Genomic DNA, 21,220 nt, shown 5'->3' on the forward strand with positions numbered 1-21,220 from the left:
GGGTTCCCCCTATGAGAACCACAGTGGCACTCCTGTTCGGCGGACGCAGCGGCGAGCACGGGATCTCCTGCGTCACCGCCGGCGGCATCCTCGGGGCGATCGACCGCGAGCGCTTCGACGTCGTCGCCGTCGGCATCACGCCCGAGGGCCGCTGGGTGCAGGCCTCCGACGACCCCGCGGACTGGACCCTCGTCTCCGGGCAGGCGCCGACCGTCGGCGACGACGGCCCCGAGGTGCTCCTGCCCTCGACCCGTCACCGTCCCGGCGAGCCGATCACGCTGCGCACGGTCGACGCATCCGGCCGCGTGGTGCCGCTCGCGGACGTCGACGTGGTCCTCCCGCTGCTGCACGGGCCCTACGGCGAGGACGGCACGCTCCAGGGCATGCTCGAGCTCCTCGACGTGCCCTATGTCGGCTCCGGCGTGCTCGCCTCCGCCTCCTGCATGGACAAGGCCGCGACGAAGCAGGCGCTGCGTGCCGCGGGCCTGCCCTGCGCCCCGGGCATCGTGGTCCGCGAGGACCACTGGGCCCAGGAGGCGGACGCCGTGCTCGCCCACCTCGAGAAGCACCACGCGCTGCCGTGGTTCGTGAAGCCCGCCCGCGCCGGGTCGAGCCTCGGCGTGTCCAAGGTGACCCGCCCGGAAGAGCTCGAGCACGCCATGAAGACCGCCTTCGCGGAGGACCCGAAGGTCCTCGTCGAGGAGGGCGTCACCGGCCGCGAGGTCGAGTGCGGCGTGCTCGGCCCGCGGGACGGCGGCGAGGTGCGCACGACCGTCCCCGGTGAGGTGCGGATCGGCGAGGACCTCGCCTTCTACGACTACGAGGCGAAGTACTTCGGCAAGGGCACCGTCGAGATCGACGTGCCCGCCGCGCTCCCGGACGCCGCCCTCGAGGAGGTGCGCGAGGTCGCCGCCCGCGCGTTCACCGCCCTGGGCCTCGAGGGGCTCGCGCGCGTGGACGTGTTCGTCACGGAGGCCGGCGAGGTCGTCGTCAACGAGGTCAACACGATGCCTGGGTTCACGCCCTACTCGATGTTCCCCGTGCTCTGGAGGAACATGGGCGTGGAGTACACGGCGCTGATCACCGACCTGCTCGAGCAGGCGCTCGCGCGCCCCCTCGGCTCCCGCTGACACCACGGCGGACGGCCGAGCCCGCGGGGCAGGGGTCAGGAGACGTCCTCCGCGCCCACGCAGTGATCGGTCGCGTCCACGTTCGTCGTGACGAGCTGCCCCAGGTCCAGGGCGGCGGCGGAGGGCTGGTCCGGGGCCACGGCCCGCGGCACCGAGACGTCGATCGCGGGGGAGCGGCCGTAGGTCGTGTAGAAGACCAGATCGTCCTGCTCACGCACGATCCAGTCGACCTGCACGCCGCTCGAGTCCTCGAGGCGCGTGCACAGATCCGTCGTCGGCCCGGGCGGGGTGACCCCGCAGCGCAGCACGATCGTGTCCTCCCCGGAGCCCCAGGCGATCGTGCCCTGGCTCGAGGTCTCCGCACGCGGCAGCCCCAGCAGCTCGTCCGGGGCGCCGAGCACCACGCCGGCGCAGGTGGGATCCCCGGCCTCGGGGCCGGCGGGGACCCTCACCGTCCCGCAGCCCGCGAGGCCCAGGGCGATCCCGCCGATCACGGCGGCGGTCAGAGGTCGAGGAGCACGCACTCCACCAGGGTACGTGCCGACGATCCGGCACACTGGGAGCATGGCTCCCCACGCGCGGCACGCGCAGATCGGCGAGGCCGGGCTGCTCGCCCGGATGCTCCCGCAGCTCCCCGTCGACCCGCGCACCGAGGTGGGCCCGGGGGACGACGCCGCCGTGCTGCGGCTGGACTCCCCGCGCCTGGTCATCACCACCGACTCCCTCGTCGAGGGCCACGACTTCCTGCGCACCACGACGAGCGCCCGGCGGGTGGGCCGCAAGGCAGCGGTCCAGAACCTCGCCGACGTCGCCGCGATGGGCGCCCGGCCCCAGGCGCTGGTCGTCGCGATCTCCGCCCCGTCGGACGAGCCGCCTTCGACCTTCGAGCAGATCACCGCGGGGATCGCCGAGCGGGCCGCGGCCTGGGGCGCGAGCGTCGTCGGCGGGGACCTCGGCGGCGCCGAGCAGCTCTCCGTGACGATCACCGCGGTGGGCTCCCTGCCGGGGGAGGAGCCGCCGATCCGGCGCGACGGGGCCCGCGCCGGCGACCTGCTCGTCATCGGCGGGCCGCGTCTCGGCCGCTCCGCCGCCGGCCTCGCCGTCGCGCTCTCGGGCCGCGCCGCGCTGGCCTTCGACGACCCGGCCGACGGCCCCGCCCGCCTGGACCCGGAGCTCGCCGCGACCGATGCCGCCGTGCTGCTCGAATGGCACGATGCCCCGGACCCGGACCTCGCCCTCGGCTGGGGGAGCGGGGGAGCGGTCAGCGCCCAGATGGACCTCTCCGACGGTCTCGTGCGGGACGGCGCCCGGCTCGCCGCGGCGAGCGGCCTGGCCGTGGACCTCGACCCCGCGCTGCTCGCCGCCGACGTCGAGACGCTGCGTCCGCTCGCGAGCGTGCTCGGCGCGGAGCCTCTGGACTGGGTGCTCCACGGCGGTGAGGAGCACCTCATGCTCGCCGCCGCCGAGGCGGTGCCTGCGGGGTTCCGCGCCGTGGGCAGGTTCACCCCCGGGCCGGAGGGCCTCGTCACGCTCGGCGGCGCCCCCGTGTCCGGAGTGGGATTCGACCACTTCTCCTGAGACCGGTCCGCCTCCCGGGAAGGCCCCGACGGGTCTAGTCTGAGGAGGTTGCCCGAACATCCCGACACCGAGGAGACCCCTGTGTCCATCACCGTGAAGGCCCTGCAGAAGACCGGGCCCGACCAGCCCTACCGCGTCGTCGAGATCGAGCGTCGCGATCCCCGCGAGACCGACGTCGTCATCGACATCAAGGCCGCGGGCATCTGCCACAGCGACATCCACACCATCCGCAACGAGTGGGGCGAGGCGCACTTCCCGCTCACCGTCGGCCACGAGATCGCCGGCGTCGTCTCCGCCGTCGGCTCCGCCGTCACCGACTGGAAGGTCGGCGACCGCGTGGGCGTCGGCTGCCTCGTGAACTCCTGCGGCGAGTGCGAGCAGTGCCTCGCCGGCTTCGAGAACAACTGCCTCAACGGCAGCGTCGGCACCTACAACGCGAAGGACGTCGACGGCACGATCACCCAGGGCGGCTACGCCCAGAAGGTCACCGTCGAGCAGCGCTTCGTGTGCCGCATCCCCGACGCCCTCTCCTTCGAGCAGGCGGCGCCCCTGCTGTGCGCCGGCATCACCACCTACTCGCCGCTCGCCCGCTGGGGCGCCGCCGAGAAGCGGGCCGACGGCTCCGCCAAGAGGGTCGCCGTGCTCGGCATGGGCGGCCTCGGCCACATGGGCGTGAAGATCGCGGCGGCCATGGGCGCCGAGGTCACCGTGCTCTCCCGCTCGCTCAAGAAGGAGCAGCTCGCGATGGACCTCGGCGCCAGCCGGGTGCTCGCGACCACCGAGGACGACTTCTTCACCGCGCACCGCGGCGAGTTCGACCTGATCCTCAACACGATCAGCGCGGACATCGACGTCGACGCGTACCTGCGCCTGCTCACCCCGCGCGGCGTCATGGCCGTCGTGGGCCTCCCGCCGGCCGCGCAGTCGCTGAGCTTCGCCTCCATCATCGGCGGCGGCAAGGTGCTCGCCGGCTCGAACATCGGCGGCATCCCCGAGACCCAGGAGATGCTGGACTTCTGCGCCGAGCACGGCTTCGGCGCCGAAGTCGAGGTCGTCTCCGTCGACGAGGTCGACGCGGCCTACGAGCGCGTCGTCGCCGGCGAGGTGTTCTTCCGCGCCGTCATCGACACCGCGACCTTCGAGGACGCGCCCGTCGCCGTCTGAGACGGTCCCCGTCCGAGGCCGTCCCCGGCCCCGTGCCGGTCCCGATCGTGCCCGCGCCCTGCCCCGTGCAGAGCGCGGGCACGCTCATGCCAGGAGCTCGACCGGCAGGTCCGTCTCGACCGCGCCGCCGGCGCCGTCGGACTCGATCCGCGTGACCCGGGCCCCCGGGACCTCGGTCACGGCCCGCTCGAGGTCGGTGCCGCGGAACAGCAGCCCGGCGCCGTCGTCCGTGCACAGGGCCGGGCCGAGCACCCCCTCGGCGACCAGGCGGCGGATCAGCGGGCGCCGAGCGGCCTCGGAGTCCATGTGGACGCCGTTCGCGCCGGGCAGGAAGCCCAGTCCGTTCGTCACCGGCGCGAGATCAGGGCCGAAGGAGTCCGTGACCCCGCCCTCGAACCAGCAGATCGACCCGGCGGAGATCCCCGCGAGGACGACACCCTCCTGCCACAGCTGGTGCAGGATCTCCGGCAGCCCGTGCGCCCGCCACACCGCGAGCAGGTTCACGACCGAGCCGCCGTTCACCCAGATGACGTCGAAGCCCCGCAGGTAAGACTCCACATCGGACACGTTGGGCATGGAGAACAGGCTCAGGTGGTGCAGGCGATAGCCGGCCTCGCGCGCCGCCTCCTCCATGTCCCGCTGGAAGCCCTTGTCGTCCCCGGAGGCGGTGCCGATCACGCAGATCCGGTCGCCCTGGGCGAGCTCGGTGGCGAGCGCCATCATCGGGCCGAAGCCGAAGCGGAGCCGAGGGTGCGGGCGCAGGCCCGCGCTCGTGGCGAGGATCGTGGGGGCAGAGGCCGTCATGGCGCTCCTTCAGCAGGATCGGGCGGCGGGAGCGGCCAGCCTACGGGTACCCCGCGCGGGGCCCGTCGGCCGGGATGCCGTCGGAACCGCCCGCGGAACCGCCGTCGGACCCGTCCCCGGACATGCAGAAGGGCCCCCGCCGTTCCCGGCGAGGGCCCTTCAACGCGGTGAAGCAGAGGCGCTCAGGCGCTGAGCTTCTGCACCTTGCCGGCCTTGAGGCAGGAGGTGCAGACGTTCAGGCGCGTGGGCGTGCCCTTGATCACGGTGCGCACGGTCTGGATGTTCGGGTTCCAGCGGCGCGAGGTGCGGCGGTGCGAGTGGGACACGCTCTTGCCGAAGCTCGGGCCCTTGGCGCAGATGTCACACGTGGAAGCCACTGTCGTCTCCTGAAGGGTCGAAATGCTGTACCTGGTGCCCGCCCGAACCTGGCCGGCTCGCGGACCATGGGATCCGCGCCGCACGAGATTCGGTGACCTGGACAGCGCGATGGGGACGCACGGCCCCCGGGTGGTCAGGGCAACCCCGACACCATATCCCAGAGCGACCCCGGACCAGAAGTGCACAGCACCCGTCGCGCCCTGTGGACTCCGCCACAGCACCCTGCGGGGATGGCACGATGGACTCGGCGACTGCACAGGACAGGAGGCTGCGGTGGCGCGGACGCGAACCCCGGCACGGGGCACCGGCTCCCTGCCGCTCGAGGAGGTCCTCGAGTCCAAGGAGCTCAAGGCGATGCACGGATTCGACGTGCACACCCTCGACGACATGCTCCGCTTCGCCCCGCGCCGCTACACCGTGCCCGCCGCCCTCCGCTCGATCCACGAGGTCGCCGAGGGGGAGGAGATGGCCGCGGTCGTCACCGTGACCGGGCTGACCGCGCGCAGCATGCGCAACCGGCGCGGCACCCTGCTCATCGTCGACGTGACCGACGGTGACTCCGCCCTCGAGCTGGTCTTCTTCCTCGCCAAGGAGCACCAGGTGGCGTGGCACCGGTCCCACCTGCGCGTGGGGGAGCGGTACACCGTCTACGGGATCGCGGGGCGCGACTCGCGCACCGGCACCCCCCAGCTCACCCATCCGCGCTACGAGGAGTACGAGGACACCCCGGAGGGGCGCGCCCGGGCCGAGCGGCCCCTGCCCGTGTACCCGCTGAAGAAGAACGTCGCCCAGAAGACGATGCGGGACGCGACCGAGCGGGGGCTCGAGTTCGCCGACGGCCTCCAGCGGATCCTCCCGGACGCGGTGGTCCGCCGGCGCGGCCTGCTGTCGCTGGCCGACGCCGCCCGCGCCCTCCACCACCCGCTGACCGTCGAGGACACGCTCGCGGGCCGGGCGCACCTGGTGTTCGAGGAGGCCTTCGTGCTGCAGGCGATCTTCGCCCAGCGCCGCGCCCAGGACGAGCGCACCCCCGCGCCAGCCCTGCGCGGCGACGGCCCGCTGCGCCCCGCCCTCGACGCACGCCTGCCCTTCACCCTCACCGACGGGCAGCTCGAGGTGGGGGCGGCCCTCGAGGAGCGTCTCGCCCGCGAGCACCCCACCTCGGTGCTGCTCCAGGGGGACGTCGGCTCCGGCAAGACCGTCATTGCGCTGCGGGCCATGCTCAGGGCGGTCGACTCCGGGCACCAGGCGGCACTGCTCGCGCCCACCGAGGTCCTCGCCGAGCAGCACCACCGCACGATCACGGGCCTGCTCGGCGATCTCGCCGCCGCGGGTCGCCTCGACGGACACGCCGACGCGACCTCCGTGCGCTTGCTCACCGGCTCCCAGCGCACCGCCGAGCGGCGGCGCACCCTCCTCGACGTCACCTCCGGCGAGGCGGGCATCGTCATCGGCACCCACGCCCTGCTCACCGAGTCCGTCGAGTTCGCCTCGCTGGGCCTCGTCGTCATCGACGAGCAGCACCGCTTCGGCGTGGACCACCGCCGCCGCCTCCGCTCCAAGGGGCCGGGCGGCATGAGCCCGCACGTCGTCGTCATGACCGCGACACCTATCCCGCGCACCGCCGCGCTCGCCGAGGTGGGCGACCTCGACGTGCTCACCCTCCGCGAGAGCCCCGGGCGCCGCGCCGGCGTCACGAGCTTCGTCGTCCACGAGTCGCTCCCGCGCTGGGAGCAGCGGATGTGGGCGCGCGCCGGGGAGGAGGTCGCCGCGGGCCGGCAGGTGTTCGTGGTCTGCCCGCGCATCGACGAGGACGACGCCGCCCCACCGGACCCGGAGGGGAGCGAGCCGCTGCCGCCCGCGCGCGGCGTCACCGAGACCGCCGCCCGCCTCGCCTCCCGCCCCGAGCTCGCGGGCGCCCGCGTGGGCGTGCTCCACGGCCGCCTCTCCACCGAGGAGAAGCAGCAGGTCATGGAGGACGTCGTCGCAGGGAGGATCGACGTGCTCGTCGCGACCACCGTGATCGAGGTGGGCGTCGACGTCCCCAACGCCTCGACCATGATCGTGCTGGATGCGGAGCGCTTCGGCGTGTCCCAGCTGCACCAGCTGCGCGGGCGCGTGGGGCGCGGCGAGGCCCCCGGCATCGCGTTCCTCGACACCCGGGTCGAGCAGGGCTCCGTCTCCTCCCGGCACCTGCAGTCCGTCGCGGAGGCGACCGACGGCTTCGCCCTCGCCGAGCTCGACCTCCACCGCCGCGGCGCCGGCGACCTCGTGGGGGAGCTGCAGTCCGGCCTGGGCCGCACGCTCCAGCACCTCGACGTCATCCGCGACGGCGAGGTCATCGCCCGGGCCCGCGAGGACGCCTTCCCGCTCGTCGCCGCGGACCCGGATCTCGCCGACCATCCGGTGCTCGCCGCGGCGATCGAGACCCGTCTGGCGGACGCCGACGTGGAGAGGAGCTGACGTGCCCCGCATCGTCTCCGGCAGCCTCGGGGGCCGCACCATCCCCGGCATCGTCTCCAAGGGCACCCGGCCCACCTCGGACCGGGTGCGCGAGGCGCTCTTCTCCCGGCTGGACGGCTGGGACGCCCTCACCGGCGCGCGCGTGCTCGACCTGTACGCCGGCACCGGCGCCCTCGCCTTCGAGTCCCTCTCCCGCGGCGCCGCACACGCCCTGCTCGTCGAGCTGCACGCGCCGAGCGCCCGCTCGCTGGGCGCGGCCGCGAGGGAGCTGGGCCTCGCCGATCGCTGCACCGTGCGCGCCGGCCGCGCCGAGACCGTCGCCGCCCAGCTCGCCGCGGAGGCGGGGGCGGGCGCGGAGGTGGGAGAGGGCGCGGTGTCGCGGGCACCGTCCGGGGCGGCCGGTTCCGGCGGGGCGGTTGCTTCCCGCGGGGCGGCCGGTTCCGGTGAGGCGGCCGGCTCCCGTGAGCCGTGGACGCTCGTGTTCCTCGACCCGCCCTACGACGTCCCGACGGAGACCCTCGAGGCGCTGCTGGTGACCCTGCGGCCCGCGCTCGCCGACGACGCCCTCGTGGTGATCGAACGCAGCAGCCGCACCCGCCCGATCACCTGGCCCGAGGGCTGGGCGGACGACGGCACCAAGAGCTACGGCGAGACCGTGCTCCAGTACGGCGGCCCCTCCTGAGCAGACCCACGGCCGGAACGGTCCCCGCCGCGCTCACCTGCCCCCGCCCGCGTCCTGACGCGCCCCCCGCCGACCCGCCCGCGCTCCCCCCCCCGCGGATGGTCCGATTCCGTTCCCACCGCGGCACCGATATGGAACGGAATCGAACCATCCGCGGGAAGGACGCACCGCGCCGACGAGCTCCCGCAGCAACGGCCCGGTGGTGGACGACGCTCCAGCGGCGTCGATCGGCGCGACGTCGTCCCTGCGCCGAGCCTACGATCCCGTGGACCGGCGCACACCGGGCTCCGCCGTGATCGGATCCTCGCTGCCGATCACCGCGAGCAGCGCGAGCCGGCTCGCGGCCTCGGAACGGGGCGGCGCGGTGAGCACGAGCAGCACCTGGGACTCGCCCGCGGTGAACAGGGCCTGGGAGTCCACGTCGATCTCCCCGATCTGCGGGTGCACGACGGTCCTGCGGTCCTCGAAGCGGTGCCCCACCTCCTGCCGCTCCCACAGCTGGGCGAAAGCTCGCGACGGAGCCCGCGGATCCTCGCGTCTCGCGCAAGATCCTCGTGCGGCACGTGGAGCCGCTGCGCCTCGCGGAGGTGCGCGGCAGCTACGAGGAGGCCGAGGCGCGGCTGAACCCCCCCGCTCGCCTGACCCCGTCACCGGCGCGCCACTGAGCGGTCGACCGCGGTCACGAGGTGCGCGGGATCGACCCGGTGCCGGCCTTCGTGGAGATCGCGCGGGCTCGCCGGCCGGACGTCGACGTGCGCCTCGGCGGTGTCGACGACCTCCCGGGCGTGCCCGGGCCCGACGGCGGGTACGGCGGGATCCTCGCCTGGTACTCGCTGATCCACCTCGACCCCGCGGCGCTGCCCGGGGCGCTCGCCAGGATCCGTGGGGCGCTGCGACCCTGCGGCCGGCTGCTGCTGGGACTGTTCGACGGCGGCGACGCGCCAGGGCCTGAGCCCTTCGAGCATGCGGTGGTCACCGCGCACCGCTGGCCGGTGTCCGTCGTCGTCGCCCTGCTGCGGGCGGCGGGGCTCGAGCCCGTCGACGTGGTACGCCGCACCGACCCCGGGAGCCGCCCTCATCTCGCGATCGAGGCGGTCGCCGGCCCCGGCGGCGAGGGGGCGTCACCTCGGTCGATGCCGGCTCACGGCGGTTCCGGTCCTACCCTGAGCCGGTGACCGACACGCCTCCAGCCCACCCCGTCCTCGCCGACCTCGACTGGCCCCTGCGCACCGCCCACCTCGCCCTGCGCCCCGCGCGCCCCGAGGACGCCGCCGCGATCTGGCCCTGGTACGGGCACGAGGACGTGCAGGAGTACACGACCACCCACCCCGGTGACCTCGCGGCGATGCAGGAGTGGTGGGACGAGCCGAGCCGCCTCGCGAGCACCGTCGTCGCCGAGCGGGACGGGGTGATCGTCGCGACCGGAATGATCAAGGTCCAGGACGCCTGGGGCCAGTCCGACGTGGTCGAGCAGGCCCGCGGGACCCTCGCCGAGCTCGGCTGGACCGTCGACCCGGGCCGGCAGGTCGAGGGGATCGGCACCGAGCTCGCCGCGGCCCTGCTCGACGTCGCGATCGACGGCCTCGGGATCCGCCGCGTCGTCGCCGAGTGCTTCGCCGTCAACACCGCCTCCCGCCGCGTGATGGAGAAGATCGGCATGCGCCTGGAGGCCGTGCACCGCGAGGACTCCCTGCACCGCTCCGGCCACTGGATGGACGGTGCGACCTACGCGATCCTCGCCTCCGAGCGCGCCGCCGGTGAGAGGATGACCGGGTCCGACGAGACCGCCTCCCACCAGGAGACCCGATGAGCACCAGCGTCAGCCCCGTCGAGCCCGCCGTGCCCGTCACGGCGACCTTCACCGTCTCCATGGTCCCCGGTGACACGGTGCTCGAGGGCACCGGCCGCTTCGACCTCGAGAAGACCTGGCACGGCGGCATCGAGGGGACCAGCCGCGGCGTCATGCTCACCGCGGGGGACCCCGAGGCGGGCAGCGCCGGCTACGTGGCGCTCGAGGTGTTCGAGGGCGCCGTCGGCGGCCACGCCGGCACCCTCACGCTCCAGCAGTCCGGGACGATGGAGGGCGAGGACGTGGGCCTCACGTACCGGATCGTGCCCGGCGGCGGCAGCGGCGCGCTCGCCGGGCTGCGCGGGGAGATCACGATCGAGGGCATCGCCGAGGACGGCACCCACCACGCCGCCCTCACCCCGGCCTGACCGACGGTCCCCGGCCGCTCCGGCCCCTAGAGTGGGGGCCATGAGCACGGTCGTCCTCCCCGGATCCTTCGACCCCTTCACGCTGGGCCACCTGGACCTCGCGCGCCGCGCGGCCGCCCTCGCGGACTCCGTCGTGATCGCCGTGAGCCACAACCCCGGCAAGAAGAACGTCCTGGACCTCGAGACCCGCCAGCAGGTCATCCGCGAGACCCTCGCGGCGGAGGGGCTCACCGAGCGCTGCGAGGTGAGGACCCTGGGCCGCGGGCTGCTCGTCGACTTCTGCCGCGAGGCGGGGGCCCACGCCGTGGTGCGCGGGCTCCGCTCCCAGATCGACCTCGCCTACGAGGAGCCGATGGCGCGGATGAACCGCCACCTCGCGGAGGTGGACACCGTCTTCCTGCTCACCGCCGCGGATCTCGCGCACATCTCCTCGAGCCTCGTGCGGGAGGTGCACGCCCTCGGCGGTGACGTCTCCGACATGCTCCCGGCGCCCGCTCTCGACGCACTCGTCGCCGCCTCCCGCGTATCCTGAATCCCATGCCCACCACGCCTGCCACCCCTGACGCACGCGAGCCCGAGTTCGCGCCCGGACTGCGCCTGGACGCCGTCGACCTCGTGGGCCGCACCGGCTCCCACCGCCACGTGGAGCGCACCGTGCCCGCTCCCGCGCGCGACGACCTGGGCCCCGCCATGCAGCCCGAGGAGGGCGCGGACCTGCTCATCGACGTGGAGCTCGAGTCCGTCGTCGAGGGGATCTACGCCCACGGCACCGTCGGCGCCCACCTCGTGGGGGAGTGCTCCCGCTGCCTGGACCCCGTCGAGCAGGAGTTCTCCTCCCGCCTCGACGAGCTGTTCCTCTACCCGCAGAAGGTCAAGGCCGCGGACCGCGAGGACTCCGTGCTGCTCGCCGACGACGACACCGCGGACCTCAACCCGCTCGTGCGCGACGCGCTCGCCGTCGACGCCGACGAGCGCCCCCTGTGCCGTCCCGACTGCCCGGGGCTGTGCCCCACCTGCGGCTTCCGCATGGAGGACGACCCCGAGCACCACCACGAGGTGATCGACGACCGCTTCGCCGCCCTCGAGGGCTTCTTCGAGGACGACGAGCGATGAGCCGTCGGCGACGCTCCACCGAGGCCGCCGACCCCCAGGGCCTGATCGACGTGCTCCCGCTCGACGGCGGCCAGGCGGCGGATCTGCGCGAGTCCGGCCTGCTGGACCTCGCGCTCACCCACCGCTCCTACTCCTACGAGAACGACGGCATCCCGCACAACGAGCGCCTCGAGTTCCTCGGCGACGCCGTGCTCCAGCTCGCCGTCACCGAGAAGCTCTACGCGGACCATCCGAGCCTGCCCGAGGGTGATCTCGCCCGGCGCCGCGCCGCGACCGTGAGCGCCCGCGCGCTCGCCGTGATCGCGAGCCGGCTGCGCCTGGGGGAGTACGTGAAGCTGGGCCGCGGGGAGGACCTCTCCGGCGGCCGTGCGAAGGTCTCGATCCTCGCGGACACCACCGAGGCCGTCATCGGCTCCGTGCACCTCGCCTGCGGGCAGGACGTCTCGCGCCGCTTCGTGCTGGACCTCATGTCGCCGCTGCTGGACTCCGACGAGTTCCTCGAGTCCAGCTACGACTTCAAGTCCCGTCTCCAGGAGATCGCCGCGGCCTCCGGGCTCACCCCGGTCTACCGGATCACCGAGACCGGCCTCGAGCACGACAAGACCTTCACCGCGCAGGTGAGCGTCGAGGGCGTGGTCTCCGCGAGCGGCGAGGGGCATTCGAAGAAGGACGCCGAGCTCGCGGCCGCCCAGAACGCGGTGCGGGCGATCCTCGCCGAGCGCGGCGAGACGCTCATCCCGCGCGGCTGAGCCGGGACCGCGCATGCCGGAGCTGCCCGAGGTCGAGGTGGTGCGTCGCGGTCTCGCCGCGCGCGCCGTGGGCCGCACGATCACGGGGCTCGAGGTGCTCGACGCCCGCAGCCTGCGCCGCCAGAGCGGCGGGGAGGACCGCCTGCGCGCTGTGCTGCTGGGCGCTCGGATCAGCGCCGTCGTGCGCCGCGGGAAGTTCCTGTGGCTGCGCCTGGCCGACGGGCCGACGGCCGACGGTGCGGTGTCGGACGGCGGGGGGTCGGACGGCGCGGAGACCGGCGAGGCGCTCATGGCGCACCTCGGCATGAGCGGCCAGCTCCGCCTCACGACGGGGGAGACCCCGGACCCGGCGCGCGAGGCGTCCGAGGGGCCGGCCTCCGATCCGCTCCGCCACCGCCGGGTCTCGCTCTGGCTCGACGACGGCTCCCGCATCGACCTCGTGGATCAGCGGCTCTTCGGAGGGCTCTGGGCGAGCCCGCTCGTCCCCGCCCCGGACGGTCTCCCCGCCGGCGAGGGCAGCCCGGACGCCCTGCTGCCCGAGGCCGCCGCGCACGTGGCCCGCGACCTCCTCGACCCCGCGATCGACCTCCCCGAGGTGGCCCGCCGGATGCGCACCCGTCGCGCACCGGTGAAGGCGCTGCTGCTGGACCAGGCGCTCGTCTCCGGGATCGGCAACATCTACGCGGACGAGGGCCTCTGGGCCGCCCGCGTGCGCGACGACACCCCCGGCGCGGCGCTCTCCCAGCGCACCGCCCACGCCCTGCTGCGGGAGACCGCCGCCGTCATGCGCCGCGCCCTCGCGGTGGGCGGCACGAGCTTCGACGCGCTGTACGTGAACGTCGACGGCCGCAGCGGCTACTTCGCCCGCTCCCTCGCCGCCTACGGCAAGGAGGGGGAGCCGTGCCCGCGCTGCGGGACGCCGATCCGCCGCCGTGCCTTCGCCGGCCGCTCGAGCCACTTCTGCCCGCGCTGCCAGCGGGCCCCGCGACCACCCCGATCCCGCCCGACGGAAGGACCTTCGCGATGAGCGACCAGACCCCGCCCCCGATCCGCGTCATGCTCGTGGACGATCACGAGGTGGTGCGCCGCGGCATCGTCACCGTCATCTCCTCCCATCCCCGGCTCGAGGTGGTGGGGGAGGCGTCCACGGTCGCCGAGGCGAACCGTCGCCTGCCCGCGATCCGCCCCGAGGTGCTCGTGGTGGACCTCCAGCTGCCCGACGGCACCGGGCTCGACGTCATGCGCCGCGCCCGGGAGGTCGAGCCCGAGCAGACGATTCTCGTGCTCACGAGCTTCGACGACGACGCAGCCGTGCGGGAGTCCCGTGAGAGCGGCGCGGCGGGGCTCGTGCTGAAGTCCGCCCGCTCCCAGGAGATCGTCGACGCGATCCTCGCGGTGCACGGCGGGGGGAGCATCTGGCCCGCCGGCCATGAGAGCGAGGAGCCGGAGCTGTCGCCGTCGGACGCCCGGATCGTCGAGCTCATCGGCGACGGCCACTCGAACCGGGAGATCGCCGAGCAGCTGGGGATCGCGGAGAAGACGGTGAAGAACCGGATCACGGTGATCCTGCAGACCCTCGGCATGCAGCGCCGCACCCAGGTCGTCGCCATGGTCGCGGCCCGGCGTCGCGCCGGCTGGCGCTGAGCCCGACGGAGCGGTTCCAGTCCTCCTCAGTCCTCCGGGGGCAGCGTCACCCGCCACGAGATCATCGTGCCGGGCTCGAGGCTGATCGCGTCGACCCAGCCGGAGTGCCGCCGCGCCCGCGAGGACATGTTCGCGAGACCGCTGCGGCGGCGCACCGACGGGTCGATCCCGCGGCCGTTGTCCGAGACGTCGACCTGGACCACCCGGTCCACCCCCTCCTCGATCACGCTGACCGAGACGGCGACCGCGCTCGCATGGGCATGCCGGGCGGCGTTGGCGAGGCACTCGCGCACCACGGCGACCACGTCCTCGGCGATCTCCCGGGGGAGCATGCGGTCGAGCTCCGAGGGGTCCGCGGGCATACGCAGGGTCGGCACGAAGCCGAGCCCGCTGGTGGCGAGGCCCACCTCGTGGCGCAGCCGCTCCGCGAGCGTCGCCTCGCTGCGCTCGCGGCGCAGGGACTGCACGATCTGACGGATCTGCGCCACCGCGTTCTCGACGCCCTCGACGCCGGCGGCGACCGCCGAGCGGATCCGCGCGTTGCTGGGCGGCTCGCCGGTGGAGGAGAGCGACTGGGCGAGGGCCTCGAGCTCCATCCCCACCGCGAAGAGCTCCTGGATCGCGAGGTCGTGGAGGTCGCGGGCGATGCGCCCGCGCTCGTCGTCGAGCTCGCCCGCGTCGCCGAGGTCCGGGAGGCGCAGCGTGAGCGCCACGAGCGCGGCGAGCGCGTCGAGCCGCTCCCGGCTGCCGGTGCCGGCGCGTGAGGGACCGGTCGTCGTCGGCGGGCCGAGCACCAGCAGGGCGCCGGTCCCGTGCTCCCCGGCATCGACCACCGCGGCGTCCACCGCGAGCATCCCGGAGCCGAGGTCCACCGTCGCGATCGACTCGACGCCCTCCGCCGAACCGGTGCGCAGCGCGGTGCCGAGACCCGACGCCGCCGGGACGGGGGCGCCGAGCAGACGGGAGGAGGAGGGGCCGTCCGCGAGCTCGACGATCCAGCCGCCGGCGCCGTCGGCGAGCACGAGCAGGGCGTTCTCCGCCCCGAGGTCCGTGCGCGCCGAGCGGACGAGCAGCTCGAGCAGCTCCTCGGGCTCCGCGCCCGCGAGCACGGCGCTCGTGAGGTCCTGGATCCGGGTGCGGGTCATCGGAGCTCCTCGATCCTGAGCACGGGGGTGCCGGGCGGGATCGCCGACTCCCGATGGGTGACGACCACGACCGTGCTCGTCGCCGGCACGAGGGACTCGTCCCCGGGGGTGAGCAGGGCGCGCAGCAGCGCGTCGCCGCGGGCGGCGTCGAGGTGCTCGGTGGGCTCGTCGAGCAGGAGCACCGGGCCGCGGCGCACCACGGCGCGCGCGAGCAGCAGGCGACGCCGCTCGCCGCCGGAGACGGTGGTGCCGTCCGGTCCGAGCAGGGTGTCGAGCCCCGCCGGGAGGGTGCCCACCCATGCCGCGAGGCCGACGGCCCCGAGCGCTGAGAGCGCCTCCTTGTCCGCGAGGTCCCCGCGCACCACGCGCAGGTTCTCCCGCAGCGTCGTCGCGAAGACGTGCGAGTCCTCGGGGAAGGCCGTGACCTGCTGGCGAGGGTCCTGGCCCGCGGCGTCGACGGTGCCCGCGAGCGGGTCGAGCAGCCCGGCGAGCGTGAGCAGCAGCGTGGTCTTCCCGCTGCCGGAGGGACCGAGCACCGCGAGCCGCGACCCGGCGGGCAGGTCGAGGTCGAGGTCCCGGACGACCGGCGCCCCGGCCGACCAGCCCGCGGTGAGCCCCTGGGCGCGCAGCGGCGCGGTGATCGCGCGCTCGGCGGTGCGGGAGGGCTCCGGTCGGGCCGCGTCCCAGCGCTCACCGGCCGCGGCCTCGAGGCGGGCGGCGGCGGAGCGGGAGCGGGCGTGCTGGGCGGCCGCGGCGGGCAGCGCGGTCGCGGCCTCGAAGGCGGAGAGCGGCAGGAGCACGAGGACGCCGATCTGCCCGGCGGTCGCGGCGCCGGCGGACCACGCGGCGCCCGCCGCGATCAGGGACCCGAGCACGGTCAGGGCGATCGCGAGCGGCACGGCGGCCGTCGCGAGGGCGGAAGGCAGGGCGGCGCGGTCCAGGGCGCGGTCCTGGCGCCGCTGGGAGGCGGCGAGACCGGTCAGGGAGTCCTCGAGCCGGCCCTCGAGCCGCAGGGAGGTCGCGTCGTCGAGGATCTCGAGCAGGCTCGTGCCCACCCCCGCGCGGCCCTCGACCACCGCCTCCTCCCGCACCCGGGCCGCGCGGTGCGCGGCGGCGGGGGCGAGGAGAGCGGCGACGAGCTGTCCCAGTAGCATCGCCGCCGCGCCGAGCGGCGAGATCGGCGCGATCGTGACGACGGCGACCACGGCCATCACGGCCGCGACGAGCGCGGGGACGATCGCGGAGACGACGTGGTCGCCGAGCTCCTGGGCGTCGTCCCCGAGCCGGGTGAGCAGGTCGCCGCGGCGCAGGCGGGTCAGCGCGTCGTCGCGACGGGAGGCGAGCGCCGTGTACAGGGTGGCGCGCAGGGAGACGACGCCGCGCAGGGCGACGTCGTGCGCGAGCATCCGGTCCAGCCAGCGCAGCACCGCCCGGGAGACTCCGAGGGCGCGCACGGCGACCACCGCGACCGTCAGGTCGAGCACGGGCGGCATCGTCCAGGCGCGGGTGACGAGATAGGCGGAGACCGCGGCGAGGGCGAAGGCCGCCCCGGCGGTCGCGGCGGCGGCGAGGACGGCGGCGAGCAGCCGACCCCGCGGGAGCGCGAGGGCCCGCTCCGCCGTGCGCAGCGCGATCATCGGGTCACCTCCGTCCCGAGGGACACGACGTCGTCCGCCCGTCCGAGGAGGGTCTCACGATGCGCGACGACGAGGACGGTGCGTCCCTGCTCGCGCAGGCGGTCCACGAGGTCCAGGACGATCTGCTCCGTGCCGCCGTCGAGGTGGGCCGTCGGCTCGTCGAGGACCACGAGCGGGGCGGGGGACAGGAGCGCCCGAGCGAGGGAGAGGCGCTGCCGCTCGCCGAGGGACAGGCCGCGACCGCCGCGGCCGAGGTCGGCGTCCCAGCCGCGGGCCGCGATGACCGGGGCGAGCCCCGTGAGCCGCGCCGCCTCCTCGAGCTCCTCCGCGCCGGCATCGGGACGGGCGGCGGCGAGCACCTCGCGGAGCGTGCCCGGTGGGAGCACCGGGCGCTGGGGGAGCAGGGTCAGCTGGTCCCAGTAGCTGCGCCGGTCCAGGTCGCGGACGTCGGTCACGGCGCCGTCGGGCCCGATCACCTCGGCGCGTCCGCGGTCGGGGTCGAGCAGGCCCAGCAGCACCTGCACGGCGGTGGTCTTGCCGGTCCCGGAGGCGCCGGTGAGCGCGAGCACGCGGCCCGGGCGCAGGGTGAGCTCGGCGCCGTCCGGGGCGAGACCATGGCGGGAGGCCACGGCGATGTCCCGCAGGGCGAGGGTCGAGCGGCGCAGGTCCGGCGCGGGCAGCGTTCCCGCTGAGGACAGGGGCTCCGCGAGCACGGTGAAGGTCGCGTCGAGCGCCGCGAGGCCATCGGTCGAGGCGTGGTAGCGGGCGCCGACGCTCCGCAGCGGCAGGTGCACCTCGGGGGCGAGCACGAGCACCGCGAGCGCCGGGGCGAGCTCCATCTCCCCGGCGACGAGCCGGAGACCGATGCTCACCGCGACGAGGGCGACGCACAGGGTCGAGAGGAACTCGAGCACCATCGAGGAGAGGAAGGCGTAGCGCAGCGAGCCGAGGGCGGAGGCGCGGTGGCGGTCGCCGAGCGCGCGCACGGTGCGCTCGGGCCCGTGCTCGCGGCCCAGGGCGCGCAGGGTGGGCAGCCCGTCCACGAGGTCCAGCAGCTGCGCCCACAGCGAGCGCATGTCCTCGATGAGCCGGGCGGAGCGGCCCACGGTGAGGGAGCCCACGAGGATCATGAATAGCGGGATCAGCGGCAGGGTCACGAGGGTGATGACGGCGCTCAGCGGGTCCAGCAGGGCGATCACGAGGAGGCACAGCGGGGTGACGGTCGCGGCGAGCAGGAGCTGGGGGACGTAACCCACGAGATAGGGCCGCAGCTTCTCCAGCCCGCTCGTCGCGAGCGAAGCGACGTCCGCCCCGCGCCCCGCTCCGGCCCGGGGGCCGAGCTCCGCCGTGTGGGAGACCAGGCGCAGCCGGAGGTCCGCGATCGTGGCCGTCGCGGAGCGGTGGCCGTAGCGCTCGGTGATCCCTGCCGCGAGCGCCCTCACGCCGAGGGCGAGGAGGACGGCGGCGAGCGTCCCCGGCAGGGCCGTCGGCAGGGTGCCGTCCTGCAGCAGCGCCGTGCCGAGCCGCGCGAGCCCGAGCGCGACGGTGATCGCGCAGCCCGCCTGCACGAGCCCCAGCAGCACGGTGCGCAGCACGTGGCCCCGGGCGGCCCGCACCTCCCGCACGAGGCGCGGGTCCAGGGGCGCGCGGCTGCGGCGGGCGGGCGCCGCCGGGGCGTCGACCCGGCTGCCGACGGGGGTCTCGGCGGGGGCGGTCACTCCGCCTCGAACGCCCGACGGTGGCCCTCGGCGAGGCGGGCGGCGAGGGGCTTCACGGTGGCCCGGGTGGAGCCGTCCTCGTTCAGACGATGGCGGAACACCCAGTACGCCCAGCTCTGATAGACGAGGATCACCGGCACGAGGATGCAGGTCACGACGAGCATGATGGTCAGCGTGTGCGGGGTCGAGGAGGAGCCCGCGACCGTCAGCCCGGTGCCCTCGAGGCCCGTGGACGGCATGACGTAGGGGAACAGTCCGCCGAACAGCGTCGCCGCCGCGGCGAGGATCGCGACGCCTGTCCCCACGAGGGTGAGCCCTTCGCGCCGGCCGCGCTGGGCGAGAAGAGTCCCCACGAGGGCGAGGGCCGCCACGAGCAGCGGCGCCCAGGTCCACGACTGGTGCGAGTACGCCAGCTGGTACCAGAGCAGCAGCGCGGCGCCGCCCAGGAGGGCGGGGAGCATGAGCAGTCGTGCCCGGCGGCGGGCCCGCTCCCGCAGGTCGCCCTGGAGCTTGAGCGTGAGGTAGTGAGAGCCGTGCAGCCAGAACAGCAGCACGAGCACCACCCCGGCGAGGAGCGCGAAGGGCTGCAGGAGCCCGGCGGCGGAGGTCACGACCCAGCGGTTCTGGTCGATCTCGACGCCCGCGACGACGTCGCCGAGCACGATGCCCCAGAGGAACGGCGGCAGGAAGCCGGTCGCGACGTGGATCCCGTCCCAGGCGCGGCGCCACGCGTCGCCGGGTCGCGCGTCGCGATAGGTGAAAGCGACCACGCGCACGATCAGTGAGAACAGCAGGAGCAGCAGCACGGGGTAGAAGCCGGAGAAGAGCGTGGCGTACCACTCGGGGAAGGCCGCGAAGATCGCGGCGGCGCCGGTGATGATCCACACCTGGTTGCCGTCCCAGACGGGGTGGATGGTGCTCAGCAGGGTGTGGCGCTCGTGGTCGTCGCGGGCGAGGGTGCCCACGTTCATCTGCACGCCGAAGTCGAAGCCCTCGAGCACGAAGTACACGCCGAACAGGAGCGCGATGAGCGCGAACCAGGCGATCTGGAGGCCGGTGGGGGCGAGGAGGGGGTCCATGGTGGTCGTCCTTCCGTTCTCAGTAGTCGAAGGAGAGCATGGGCGTGTCCAGCTGCCCCGTGTCCGGGTCGCGGTGGGGCAGCGGGGCGCCCTGGAGCGCGGTGCGCCGGATGAGCAGGAACCACACGACCGCGAGGACGCCGTAGACGAGCGTGAAGGCGATCAGGCTCGCCACCACCCAGCCCGCGGGATGGCTCGAGACCCCCTGGAGCGTCATGAGCCGCACGGTCGGGTCGTCGGGGTTGGGGTGCACCACCCAGGGCTGGCGTCCCATCTCGGTGAACACCCAGCCGGCGGAGTTCGCGAAGAACGGCATGGGGATCGCGAGCACGGTGAACCACTGGAAGGCGCGCGAGCCGGTGGTGCGGCCCTTCCTCGTGGCCCACAGGGCCCACAGCGCGACGACGCCGCTGAACGCCGCGAGACCCATCATCAGGCGGAAGGACCAGTAGGTGACGAAGAGGTTGGGGCGGTACTCCGCGGTGACCTGGTTCCCGTGGATGTCCGTCACCGTCGAGCCGAACTCCTCCTGCGCCTGGGCGTTGAGCTCGTCGACGCCCTGGAGGGTCGCGTCGAAGGTGTGGGTGGCCAGGAAGGAGGTCACGTAGGGGACCTCGATGAGGTGGGTGATGCTCGAGCAGTCCTGGGCGAAGGCGTCGGGCCCGCCCACGGTGAGGATCGAGAAGGAGGCGCCGGTCTCGGTCTCGCACAGCGCCTCGGCCGAGGCCATCTTCATCGGCTGCTGCTTGAACATGATCTGCGCCTGCTGGTCACCGGAGACCACCAGGGCGATCGCGGCCAGGACCATGGCGAGCACGCCGAAGCGCACCGTGGGCCGGTAGAGGCCGCGGGCGAGCTCGTGCTGGCGCGAGCCCTCCTCGGTGTCCCGGCCCACGTCGTCCGCGGCGCGGTGGTGCTTGACCATGTGCCAGGAGGCGATGCCGGTGACGAAGGCGGCGGCGACGAGCCAGGCGCCCGCGATCACGTGGGGGAAGGCGGCGAGCGTCGTGACGTTGGTGAGCACCGCCCAGAGCGAGTCGAGCTCCGCGCGGCCGGTCTCCGGGTTCAGGGTCGCGCCCACGGGGTGCTGCATGAAGGAGTTCGCGGCGACGATGAAATAGGCCGAGCAGGTGGTGCCCAGGGCGACCGCCCAGATCGTCAGCAGGTGGATCTTCTCGGGCAGCTTGTTCCAGCCGAAGATCCACAGCCCCAGGAACACCGACTCGAGGAAGAAGGCGATGAGCCCCTCGAGGGCGAGCGGCGCGCCGAACACGTCCCCGACGTAGCGCGCGTACTCCGACCAGTTCAGACCGAACTGGAACTCCTGGACGATGCCCGTCGCGATGCCGATCGCGAAGTTCAGCACGAGCAGGGAGCCGAAGAACTTCGTCATACGGGTCCAGGCGTCCTTGCGGTCCGGGTCCTTCGCGAACACGGAGAAGGTCTGCATGACCGCGACGAGCAGCGAGAGGCCGATCGTGAGCGGGACGAAGAGGAAGTGGTAGACGGTGGTGATGCCGAACTGCCACCGGGCGAGATCGAGGGCTTCCATGAATGCTCCAAGTCGAGGGGGGCGACGGGGACGCCATGACGACCGTACGGCGCACCGCGGCGCGCCCACGAGGACCATGGTCCTTCCTGACCGCGTGACACGCACCCCGTTCCGAGGGTTCCGCTGTGCCATACTGACCGCGGCACTCTCCTGCTCCGTACCGGGTG

Annotated in this window: 22 protein-coding genes; 13 read left to right on the forward strand and 9 right to left on the reverse strand. The window is 74.2% G+C overall.

What is annotated here, in order from left to right; all coding sequences use genetic code 11:
- Nucleotides 1-11 precede the first annotated feature (11 nt).
- The gene (locus C1N80_RS09620) at nucleotides 12-1,130 is read left to right on the forward strand and encodes a D-alanine--D-alanine ligase family protein (RefSeq protein WP_137770554.1); all 1,119 of its coding nucleotides are present in this window, start codon (nucleotides 12-14) and stop codon (nucleotides 1,128-1,130) included.
- 35 nt (nucleotides 1,131-1,165) lie between these two features.
- Here the strand turns inward: C1N80_RS09620 and C1N80_RS09625 are convergent, their stop codons facing one another.
- A complete protein-coding gene (locus C1N80_RS09625) occupies nucleotides 1,166-1,654 on the reverse strand; it encodes a DUF3515 domain-containing protein (RefSeq protein WP_240811084.1) in 489 nt (162 codons plus the stop codon).
- Nucleotides 1,655-1,694: 40 nt separating this feature from the next.
- On the opposite strand from C1N80_RS09625, the gene thiL reads away from it, so the two are divergent.
- Both thiL and C1N80_RS09635 read left to right on the forward strand, forming a co-directional pair.
- Complete coding sequence (gene thiL, locus C1N80_RS09630; protein ID WP_137770556.1) at nucleotides 1,695-2,708, forward strand: thiamine-phosphate kinase; 1,014 nt, start codon at nucleotides 1,695-1,697, stop codon at nucleotides 2,706-2,708.
- An 81-nt stretch (nucleotides 2,709-2,789) separates the two neighbouring features.
- A complete protein-coding gene (locus C1N80_RS09635) occupies nucleotides 2,790-3,872 on the forward strand; it encodes an NAD(P)-dependent alcohol dehydrogenase (RefSeq protein WP_137770557.1) in 1,083 nt (360 codons plus the stop codon).
- Between the two features lie 84 nt (nucleotides 3,873-3,956).
- Here the strand turns inward: C1N80_RS09635 and C1N80_RS09640 are convergent, their stop codons facing one another.
- Both C1N80_RS09640 and rpmB read right to left on the reverse strand, forming a co-directional pair.
- Nucleotides 3,957-4,676: a peptidase E gene (locus tag C1N80_RS09640; protein WP_137770558.1), complete on the reverse strand. Its 720-nt coding sequence runs from the start codon at nucleotides 4,674-4,676 to the stop codon at nucleotides 3,957-3,959.
- A gap of 182 nt (nucleotides 4,677-4,858) precedes the next feature.
- A complete protein-coding gene (gene rpmB / locus C1N80_RS09645; RefSeq protein ID WP_137770559.1) occupies nucleotides 4,859-5,053 on the reverse strand; it encodes a 50S ribosomal protein L28 in 195 nt (64 codons plus the stop codon).
- Between the two features lie 274 nt (nucleotides 5,054-5,327).
- Between rpmB and C1N80_RS09650 the strand changes: the two genes are divergently transcribed.
- Nucleotides 5,328-7,517 (forward strand): ATP-dependent DNA helicase RecG, encoded by a 2,190-nt coding sequence (locus C1N80_RS09650; protein ID WP_137770560.1) that lies wholly within the window; start codon nucleotides 5,328-5,330, stop codon nucleotides 7,515-7,517.
- A 1-nt stretch (nucleotide 7,518) separates the two neighbouring features.
- Nucleotides 7,519-8,199 (forward strand): RsmD family RNA methyltransferase, encoded by a 681-nt coding sequence (locus C1N80_RS09655; protein ID WP_137770561.1) that lies wholly within the window; start codon nucleotides 7,519-7,521, stop codon nucleotides 8,197-8,199.
- 255 nt (nucleotides 8,200-8,454) lie between these two features.
- On the opposite strand, the gene C1N80_RS15810 is transcribed toward C1N80_RS09655, so the two are convergent.
- The gene (locus C1N80_RS15810) at nucleotides 8,455-8,679 is read right to left on the reverse strand and encodes a hypothetical protein (protein WP_240811085.1); all 225 of its coding nucleotides are present in this window, start codon (nucleotides 8,677-8,679) and stop codon (nucleotides 8,455-8,457) included.
- Nucleotides 8,680-8,903: 224 nt separating this feature from the next.
- Here C1N80_RS15810 and C1N80_RS15815 point away from each other — a divergent pair, with 224 nt between their 5' ends.
- The 8 genes from C1N80_RS15815 to C1N80_RS09695 are packed head-to-tail and all read left to right on the forward strand — an operon-like array spanning nucleotide 8,904 to nucleotide 13,922.
- Complete coding sequence (locus C1N80_RS15815; protein WP_240811086.1) at nucleotides 8,904-9,374, forward strand: class I SAM-dependent methyltransferase; 471 nt, start codon at nucleotides 8,904-8,906, stop codon at nucleotides 9,372-9,374.
- Nucleotides 9,371-10,009: a GNAT family N-acetyltransferase gene (locus tag C1N80_RS09665; protein ID WP_137770563.1), complete on the forward strand. Its 639-nt coding sequence runs from the start codon at nucleotides 9,371-9,373 to the stop codon at nucleotides 10,007-10,009. Before C1N80_RS15815 ends, C1N80_RS09665 begins: the two co-directional genes overlap by 4 nt.
- Nucleotides 10,006-10,416 (forward strand): DUF3224 domain-containing protein, encoded by a 411-nt coding sequence (locus C1N80_RS09670; RefSeq protein ID WP_137770564.1) that lies wholly within the window; start codon nucleotides 10,006-10,008, stop codon nucleotides 10,414-10,416. The genes C1N80_RS09665 and C1N80_RS09670 overlap by 4 nt, the downstream gene beginning before the upstream one ends.
- 40 nt (nucleotides 10,417-10,456) lie before the next feature.
- On the forward strand, nucleotides 10,457-10,948 hold the full coding sequence (gene coaD, locus C1N80_RS09675; protein WP_137770565.1) for a pantetheine-phosphate adenylyltransferase: 492 nt from the start codon (nucleotides 10,457-10,459) through the stop codon (nucleotides 10,946-10,948).
- Between the two features lie 5 nt (nucleotides 10,949-10,953).
- Nucleotides 10,954-11,529: a DUF177 domain-containing protein gene (locus C1N80_RS09680; protein ID WP_137770566.1), complete on the forward strand. Its 576-nt coding sequence runs from the start codon at nucleotides 10,954-10,956 to the stop codon at nucleotides 11,527-11,529.
- A complete protein-coding gene (rnc, locus tag C1N80_RS09685; protein WP_137770567.1) occupies nucleotides 11,526-12,278 on the forward strand; it encodes a ribonuclease III in 753 nt (250 codons plus the stop codon). Before C1N80_RS09680 ends, rnc begins: the two co-directional genes overlap by 4 nt.
- Nucleotides 12,279-12,291: 13 nt before the next feature.
- Nucleotides 12,292-13,305, forward strand: a complete 1,014-nt coding sequence (mutM, locus tag C1N80_RS09690; protein ID WP_137770568.1) for a bifunctional DNA-formamidopyrimidine glycosylase/DNA-(apurinic or apyrimidinic site) lyase — start codon at nucleotides 12,292-12,294, stop codon at nucleotides 13,303-13,305.
- The gene (locus C1N80_RS09695; RefSeq protein ID WP_137770569.1) at nucleotides 13,302-13,922 is read left to right on the forward strand and encodes a response regulator transcription factor; all 621 of its coding nucleotides are present in this window, start codon (nucleotides 13,302-13,304) and stop codon (nucleotides 13,920-13,922) included. The genes mutM and C1N80_RS09695 overlap by 4 nt, the downstream gene beginning before the upstream one ends.
- A 26-nt stretch (nucleotides 13,923-13,948) precedes the next feature.
- On the opposite strand, the gene C1N80_RS09700 is transcribed toward C1N80_RS09695, so the two are convergent.
- Genes C1N80_RS09700 through C1N80_RS09720 form a run of 5 tightly spaced genes read right to left on the reverse strand, consistent with a single transcriptional unit; the run spans nucleotide 13,949 to nucleotide 21,053 of the window.
- Complete coding sequence (locus C1N80_RS09700; RefSeq protein WP_137770570.1) at nucleotides 13,949-15,067, reverse strand: sensor histidine kinase; 1,119 nt, start codon at nucleotides 15,065-15,067, stop codon at nucleotides 13,949-13,951.
- Entirely contained in the window at nucleotides 15,064-16,704 is a 1,641-nt protein-coding gene (gene cydC / locus C1N80_RS09705; protein WP_137770571.1) for a thiol reductant ABC exporter subunit CydC, read from the reverse strand. Before cydC ends, C1N80_RS09700 begins: the two co-directional genes overlap by 4 nt.
- A complete protein-coding gene (gene cydD / locus C1N80_RS09710) occupies nucleotides 16,701-18,422 on the reverse strand; it encodes a thiol reductant ABC exporter subunit CydD (RefSeq protein ID WP_205750638.1) in 1,722 nt (573 codons plus the stop codon). Before cydD ends, cydC begins: the two co-directional genes overlap by 4 nt.
- Nucleotides 18,419-19,501, reverse strand: a complete 1,083-nt coding sequence (cydB, locus tag C1N80_RS09715) for a cytochrome d ubiquinol oxidase subunit II (RefSeq protein WP_137770572.1) — start codon at nucleotides 19,499-19,501, stop codon at nucleotides 18,419-18,421. Before cydB ends, cydD begins: the two co-directional genes overlap by 4 nt.
- Nucleotides 19,502-19,520: 19 nt before the next feature.
- Nucleotides 19,521-21,053: a cytochrome ubiquinol oxidase subunit I gene (locus tag C1N80_RS09720; RefSeq protein ID WP_137770573.1), complete on the reverse strand. Its 1,533-nt coding sequence runs from the start codon at nucleotides 21,051-21,053 to the stop codon at nucleotides 19,521-19,523.
- Nucleotides 21,054-21,220 lie beyond the last annotated feature (167 nt).

The organism is Brachybacterium sp. SGAir0954 (assembly GCF_005490785.1).
In the GTDB taxonomy this organism is placed as follows: domain Bacteria; phylum Actinomycetota; class Actinomycetes; order Actinomycetales; family Dermabacteraceae; genus Brachybacterium; species Brachybacterium rhamnosum.

Excerpts from the sequence above, each read along its gene's own strand:
- C1N80_RS09720 (WP_137770573.1), bottom strand. The coding sequence starts at position 21,053 with ATGGAAGCCCTCGATCTCGCCCGGTGGCAGTTCGGCATCACCACCGTC.
- thiL (WP_137770556.1), top strand. The coding sequence starts at position 1,695 with ATGGCTCCCCACGCGCGGCACGCGCAGATCGGCGAGGCCGGGCTGCTC.
- rnc (WP_137770567.1), top strand. The coding sequence starts at position 11,526 with ATGAGCCGTCGGCGACGCTCCACCGAGGCCGCCGACCCCCAGGGCCTG.
- coaD (WP_137770565.1), top strand. The coding sequence starts at position 10,457 with ATGAGCACGGTCGTCCTCCCCGGATCCTTCGACCCCTTCACGCTGGGC.
- C1N80_RS09680 (WP_137770566.1), top strand. The coding sequence starts at position 10,954 with ATGCCCACCACGCCTGCCACCCCTGACGCACGCGAGCCCGAGTTCGCG.
- cydB (WP_137770572.1), bottom strand. The coding sequence starts at position 19,501 with ATGGACCCCCTCCTCGCCCCCACCGGCCTCCAGATCGCCTGGTTCGCG.
- C1N80_RS09620 (WP_137770554.1), top strand. The coding sequence starts at position 12 with ATGAGAACCACAGTGGCACTCCTGTTCGGCGGACGCAGCGGCGAGCAC.
- C1N80_RS09695 (WP_137770569.1), top strand. The coding sequence starts at position 13,302 with ATGAGCGACCAGACCCCGCCCCCGATCCGCGTCATGCTCGTGGACGAT.
- C1N80_RS09640 (WP_137770558.1), bottom strand. The coding sequence starts at position 4,676 with ATGACGGCCTCTGCCCCCACGATCCTCGCCACGAGCGCGGGCCTGCGC.
- cydC (WP_137770571.1), bottom strand. The coding sequence starts at position 16,704 with ATGATCGCGCTGCGCACGGCGGAGCGGGCCCTCGCGCTCCCGCGGGGT.
- C1N80_RS09700 (WP_137770570.1), bottom strand. The coding sequence starts at position 15,067 with ATGACCCGCACCCGGATCCAGGACCTCACGAGCGCCGTGCTCGCGGGC.
- mutM (WP_137770568.1), top strand. The coding sequence starts at position 12,292 with ATGCCGGAGCTGCCCGAGGTCGAGGTGGTGCGTCGCGGTCTCGCCGCG.
- C1N80_RS09670 (WP_137770564.1), top strand. The coding sequence starts at position 10,006 with ATGAGCACCAGCGTCAGCCCCGTCGAGCCCGCCGTGCCCGTCACGGCG.